Genomic DNA, 5,592 nt, shown 5'->3' on the forward strand with positions numbered 1-5,592 from the left:
TTATGATCTCAACTCTCTGGCACTGTTGAAGCAGGCTGAGTATCCGGTTGTGGTGCTGGTGACCAATAACGATGGCGGGGCGATTTTTGATCTCTTGCCCGTTCCTGCGCAGCAGAAAGAATCCTTGTACCGGATGCCGCACGGGCTGGAATTTAGTCATGCTGCTGCTATGTTCGGAATAAATTATTCCTGTCCGAACTCATTGCAGGAAGCCGAACAGGCTTGTCGTCAGGGGCTAAGCCAACCGGGAGCGACACTGATCGAAATCAAAACGCCGTCAGGTCAAAGCGGTGAACTGATAAAGGCACTGTTTGCAGAGGTGAGGAATGCCGCTTTACTCTGAAACCTATGGCTGTCGGTCTGGAAATGGCACTGAGCGCCCGGTGTTGGTTTTTCTGCATGGTCTGCTTGGCTCTGGGCAAGACTGGCGCCAGGTGGTGAATACTTTGTCAGCATCGTATGACTGCCTGACGATTGATTTGCCCGGGCATGGTCATAGTCAGCTATTGATGCCGTCCGATTTTGAGCAGGTAAACCGGCAGATCTTGCAAACCCTGTCACACCGCAATGTTCGCTCTTATGTGCTGATTGGCTACTCGATGGGAGCTCGCCTCGCCATGTATCATGCTTGTTTTCTTGACAATCAGAATCGGGGAAAACTGGTTGGAATGGTACTCGAAGGCGGTCATTTTGGCCTTCCGCGCGCAGAATGTGCCACCAGACTAGCCAATGATCAGAAATGGGCACAGCGATTTGCGTCAGAACCAATTTCCCAAGTCCTGGCCGATTGGTATCAGCAATCTGTTTTTTCGTCACTAAATCATGACCAAAGACAAAGTTTGATCGTAAAACGCAGTGATAACCTTGGGGCTGGTATAGCACGTATGTTACAGGCTACATCGTTAGCCAAACAACCCGAGCTGCAGTTACGGGTTGAACAATTGTCGTTCCCGGTTCACTATATTTGCGGAGAGAACGATAACAAATTCAGAAGCCTGGCTGAAAATTCGGGATTGGATCTGACCGTGATCCCGTCAGCGGGGCATAATGTCCATGTTGAACTGCCTCATGAGTTCAGTATGGCTGTCACTCATTTTTTAGATAGATTGGAATAAATCATGGCAAGAACCGTAGGTCTGACTGAAGAAGAACTGTATGCACCGGTAGAATGGACAGATTGTTCAGAAGGTTATGAAGATATTCTTTTTGAAAAATCAGCAGATGGTATCGCGAAGATCACCATTAACCGTCCACAGGTACGCAATGCATTTCGTCCTCAGACAGTGAAAGAGATGATTGATGCGCTGGCTGATGCTCGCTACGACGAGCAGGTTGGCGTAATTGTTCTGACGGGTCAGGGTAAAGATGCGTTCTGCTCGGGCGGTGATCAGAAGATTCGCGGTGACTACGGCGGCTACCGTGATGAATCAGGTACCCATCACCTGAATGTGCTGGATTTCCAGCGCCAAATCCGTACGTGTCCTAAGCCGGTGATTGCCTCTGTGGCTGGTTATGCCGTTGGTGGCGGTCATGTCCTGCACATGATGTGTGATCTGACAATCGCGGCGGACAATGCCCAGTTTGGCCAGACAGGTCCGAAAGTCGGCTCTTTTGACGGCGGCTGGGGTGCTTCTTACATGGCACGTATCGTTGGCCAGAAGAAAGCGCGTGAAATCTGGTTCCTGTGTCGTTTCTACGATGCTCAGGAAGCACTGGATATGGGACTGGTAAACCATGTTGTCCCATATGAAGAGCTAGAGCGCGAGACAGTCCGCTGGTGTCGCGAGACACTGCAGCATAGCCCGATGGCGCTACGTTGTCTGAAAGCGGCCCTGAATGCCGACTGTGATGGTCAGGCGGGTCTGCAGGAGCTGGCCGGTAATGCGACGATGATGTTCTACATGACCGAGGAAGGTCAGGAAGGTCGTAACTCGTTTAACGAGAAGCGCCGTCCGGACTTCAGCAAGTTCAAACGTAACCCATAAGGCGAGTACTGAAGATATGCGTAGCGCAAAGTTGTATCAGTACCAGTTGCCAATGGACAGCGGGGTGATCCTGCGAAATCAGCACCTGGTAACCCGTGAGGGCTGGATTGTTGAATTACGTGACGGAGAGGCTGCTGGTTTCGGTGAGATTGCGCCGTTACCGGAGTTTAGTCAGGAAACGGCCGAGCAGGCTGGCCAGCAGGCTCAGAAACTCCTCAATGCCTGGGTAAGCGGAGAAGCGCTTGATTATGCTACTGCACTTCCTTCTGTAGCATTTGGCCTGAGTATGGCCGAACTTGAAATGTCAGGAGGCCTGCCAGCGGAAGGTAACTATCAGGTTGCACCGCTGTGTGCTGGTGATCCGGACGATTTGGTCGAAGAGCTTAGCAAGATGCCGGGCGATAAGATTGCCAAAATCAAGGTCGGCATGTATGAGGCGGTTCGCGATGGCATGGTCGCCAACATGTTTATTGAGGCGATCCCGGACATTCGTTTACGTCTGGATGCTAACCGTAAATGGACACCGCTGAAAGCACAGCAGTTTGCCAAGTATGTTAAGCCTGAGCATCGCGGCGGGATTGCGTTTCTTGAAGAGCCGTGCAAGACGCCGGCTGACAGTCTGGCATTTGCCGCGGAAACCGGTATCAATATCGCATGGGACGAAACGGTCCGTGATGAAGGGTTTGAGGTTAAAGCCGAACCTGGCGTGGTTGCAATTGTAATTAAACCGACTCTGGTAGGTTCTGTTCAGCGCTGCATGGAGCTTGTTGAGCAAGCGCACGAAGCCAAACTGACAGCCGTGATCAGTTCCAGCATGGAATCTAGCCTTGGGCTGAACCAGCTCGCACGTTTTTCGGCCTGGCAGACACCGGGTGTGATCCCTGGACTTGATACCATGCAGTTGTTCAAGGCGCAGCTTGAAACGCCGTGGCCAAACAGCGAACTGCCGGTAACAGGGTTGTCTGAACTTGAGGTGGTATGGCAGAAATAACGTCATACTTTGCCACATGGCCCTGGCAACACTGGGCAACAAAGCGGCCGTCAGCGGCCGCTTTGTCTTTTGGTGAACAGACATTTAGCTGGGCAGAGGTCTCGGTACGAGTTGATGAGTACGCCCAGGGCCTGGTGGAGCAGGGGGTGAAGCGCGATCAGCTGATTGCCGTTATTGCGCCTAACTCGGTGCAGGTACTGTGGCTGATATTGGCTGCTATCCGGGTCGGTGCCCGATATGTGGGACTAAATCCAAGGAGCAGTCAGCCTGAGTTGGACCAACAGCTTGACTCATTGCAATGTGATTTTATCTGGTATCCCGCCAAAACTAAGCATGCATTCGAACAATATTCCAGAGCGAAGCTGCTACCTCCTCAGCAGCCTCGGTTGGTGCCGGTGACCTGGCAGCCGACACGTCCGGCGACCTTAACCTTGACGTCAGGCTCTACCGGACAACCAAAGGCTGTGGTGCACTCTGCACAAAGCCAGTTGGCAAGTGCTGCCGGGCTGTTGGAGTGGATGGATTATGGTGAGCAGGACAGCTGGTTACTATCCTTGCCGTTATTTCATATCTCGGGCTTGGCGATTGTCTGGCGCTGGTTATACCGCGGAGCGAGACTGGTTATTGCCGAGCCAGCACAGTTCGAGACGGCTCTTGCTTCGGTTACCCATGCATCACTGGTTCCGACTCAGCTCCAAAGGTTGCTGGTCTCGCAAGATCGATCTGATTCACCTTCATTAGTCCTAAAGCAGGTGCTATTGGGCGGTGCGGTTATCCCTGTTAGCTTGACGAAGCAGGCTGAGGCTGCCGGGATTAATTGTTGGTGTGGTTATGGCCTGACCGAAATGGGTTCAACCGTAACGGCCAAGCGGGCAGATGCTAGTAGCGGTGTCGGCAGTGTATTGCCCAATCGGGAGATAACCCTGAAAGACGGTGAAATCTTGGTTCGGGGTAAAACGCAGTGCATCGGATATTATCGTAACAAGACGATTTTTCCGGTGGCCGACGGGGAGTGGTTTGCAACCAAAGATTTGGGACGTTGGTCTGGCGAAGAGCTCCATATTCTTGGCCGGGTTGATAATATGTTTATTTCTGGTGGTGAGAACATTCAGCCAGAGATGATCGAGAAGGAGCTACTCGCACACCCTGGTGTGAAACAGGCATTTGTGCTGCCTGTTGATGACAGTGAGTATGGTCAGCGTCCGGTTGCGATCATCGAATCAGAAACGCCACTCGATAATAAGCTGAAACAGGAACTGCATGAGTATATGCAGGAGAGAGTCACAACATTTCGTCGCCCGGTTGAATACCTGGATATGCCGGATAACCTGGGAGCGGGTGGTATCAAGGTTTCGCGCAAGCGATTGGCAGAGTGGCTGGAAGTGCAGAACTGAATCTCTGGTAGTAAGTCTGTAAATAAAAGCGAGAACCAATGGTTCTCGCTTATTGCTTTGTATCGGAGCGATTTGCTCGAAGTTAGTCTCTCACCCTTATTTGTTTTCTCCCCGTAATGCCAGGACTTGTTCCCTTAGCATTGCACTGTTTGCTTGTTTGGCTTCGACAGGGGAGCCCGCGACAATATTGACCTTCGACCAGAAACGCTTGGGGATTTTTAGGAGCGCACGACCGCCTTCGCGGCTGAAGTAGCTGCCCCACAGGCCTTGTAGCGCTACCGGTATCACAGGCACATTCGAGCGCTTGATAATTAGGTCAATACCGCGCATAAACGGCCCGATTTCGCCATCATAGGTGAGTTGTCCCTCCGGAAAGACACAGACAATATCGCCCTGCTCCAGATAGCCGTTAACTTTGATGAAAGCCTTGAGGATCGATTTTCGCTCTGTGGAGTCGATAGGGATGACTTTGCAGGCTTTACAGAAGGCCTTGATGAACGGGATATTGTAAATATCCTTGTCCATCAAGAACCGGATTGGTCTTGGGCAGGCTCCGGCCAATAGTAGCGCATCCATATAGCTGACGTGGTTGCTGACAATCAGGGCACCACCTTTGGTTGGAATATTGGACAGATCTTTATGACGAACCCGATACATGGTGTGGCTGACTAGCCAGACAACAAAGCGCCAGAAAAAATCAGGGGCCTGGGTGTAAATGTAGAGGACGACAAAAAAGTTTAACAACGACAGGAACAGGAAGAACTGCGGAATAGACAGTCCTAGCACCGACAAAAAGACAATTGCCGTGATGGCGCTAACCACCATGAAGATAGCATTCCAGATGTTATTGGCTGCAATAATCTGTGCACGCTCTTCTTCTTTGGCCCGGCTCTGCATCATGGCATACAGCGGAACAATGAAGATCCCGCCAGACACGCCGAGCATAGTCAGAGAAATAAATACCCGTAGCAATTCAGGGTTAGTCACAAAGGTTAAGAAGCTTTGGGCTGCCGGAACGACCTCGGGAGTAGCAAACATCAGATCGGCACCAAATATGGTGATCCCCAGGCTGCCGAGGGGCACAATTCCCGGTTCAATACGGTGACCGGACAAGCGGTCGCAGAGTAATGAGCCGATAGCGATGCCGATAGAGAAAAGGGTCAGCAAAAAAGAGACCGCAGCGGCACTGCCACCGAGGTGGAGCTTGGCAAAGTTAGGGAAT

General features: G+C 51.6%; 5 protein-coding genes and 1 pseudogene. 5 read left to right on the forward strand and 1 reads right to left on the reverse strand.

The genetic code is table 11. From position 1 onward, the window contains the following. The 5 genes and pseudogenes from MHN01_RS14800 to menE all read left to right on the forward strand — a co-directional run. Positions 1–343: pseudogene (locus MHN01_RS14800) on the forward strand (2-succinyl-5-enolpyruvyl-6-hydroxy-3-cyclohexene-1-carboxylic-acid synthase); the annotation flags it as partial. Continuing rightward, the gene (gene menH, locus MHN01_RS14805; RefSeq protein ID WP_239412049.1) at positions 327–1,115 is read left to right on the forward strand and encodes a 2-succinyl-6-hydroxy-2,4-cyclohexadiene-1-carboxylate synthase; all 789 of its coding nucleotides are present in this window, start codon (positions 327–329) and stop codon (positions 1,113–1,115) included. The pseudogene MHN01_RS14800 and the gene menH, both read left to right, overlap by 17 nt. A gap of 3 nt (positions 1,116–1,118) precedes the next feature. After that, the gene (gene menB, locus MHN01_RS14810; protein WP_239412050.1) at positions 1,119–1,985 is read left to right on the forward strand and encodes a 1,4-dihydroxy-2-naphthoyl-CoA synthase; all 867 of its coding nucleotides are present in this window, start codon (positions 1,119–1,121) and stop codon (positions 1,983–1,985) included. Between the two features lie 16 nt (positions 1,986–2,001). Then, positions 2,002–2,976, forward strand: coding sequence for an o-succinylbenzoate synthase (menC, locus tag MHN01_RS14815; protein WP_239412051.1), 975 nt, complete (start codon positions 2,002–2,004; stop codon positions 2,974–2,976). Next, entirely contained in the window at positions 2,964–4,370 is a 1,407-nt protein-coding gene (gene menE, locus MHN01_RS14820; RefSeq protein ID WP_239412052.1) for an o-succinylbenzoate--CoA ligase, read from the forward strand. The genes menC and menE overlap by 13 nt, the downstream gene beginning before the upstream one ends. A 96-nt stretch (positions 4,371–4,466) precedes the next feature. On the opposite strand, the gene MHN01_RS14825 is transcribed toward menE, so the two are convergent. After that, positions 4,467–5,592, reverse strand: a 1,126-nt coding sequence (locus MHN01_RS14825; RefSeq protein WP_239412053.1) for a 1-acyl-sn-glycerol-3-phosphate acyltransferase, incomplete at its 5' end; no start/stop codon positions are given.

The sequence above is a fragment of the Photobacterium sp. OFAV2-7 genome (assembly GCF_022347985.1).
Lineage (GTDB): Bacteria > Pseudomonadota > Gammaproteobacteria > Enterobacterales > Vibrionaceae > Photobacterium.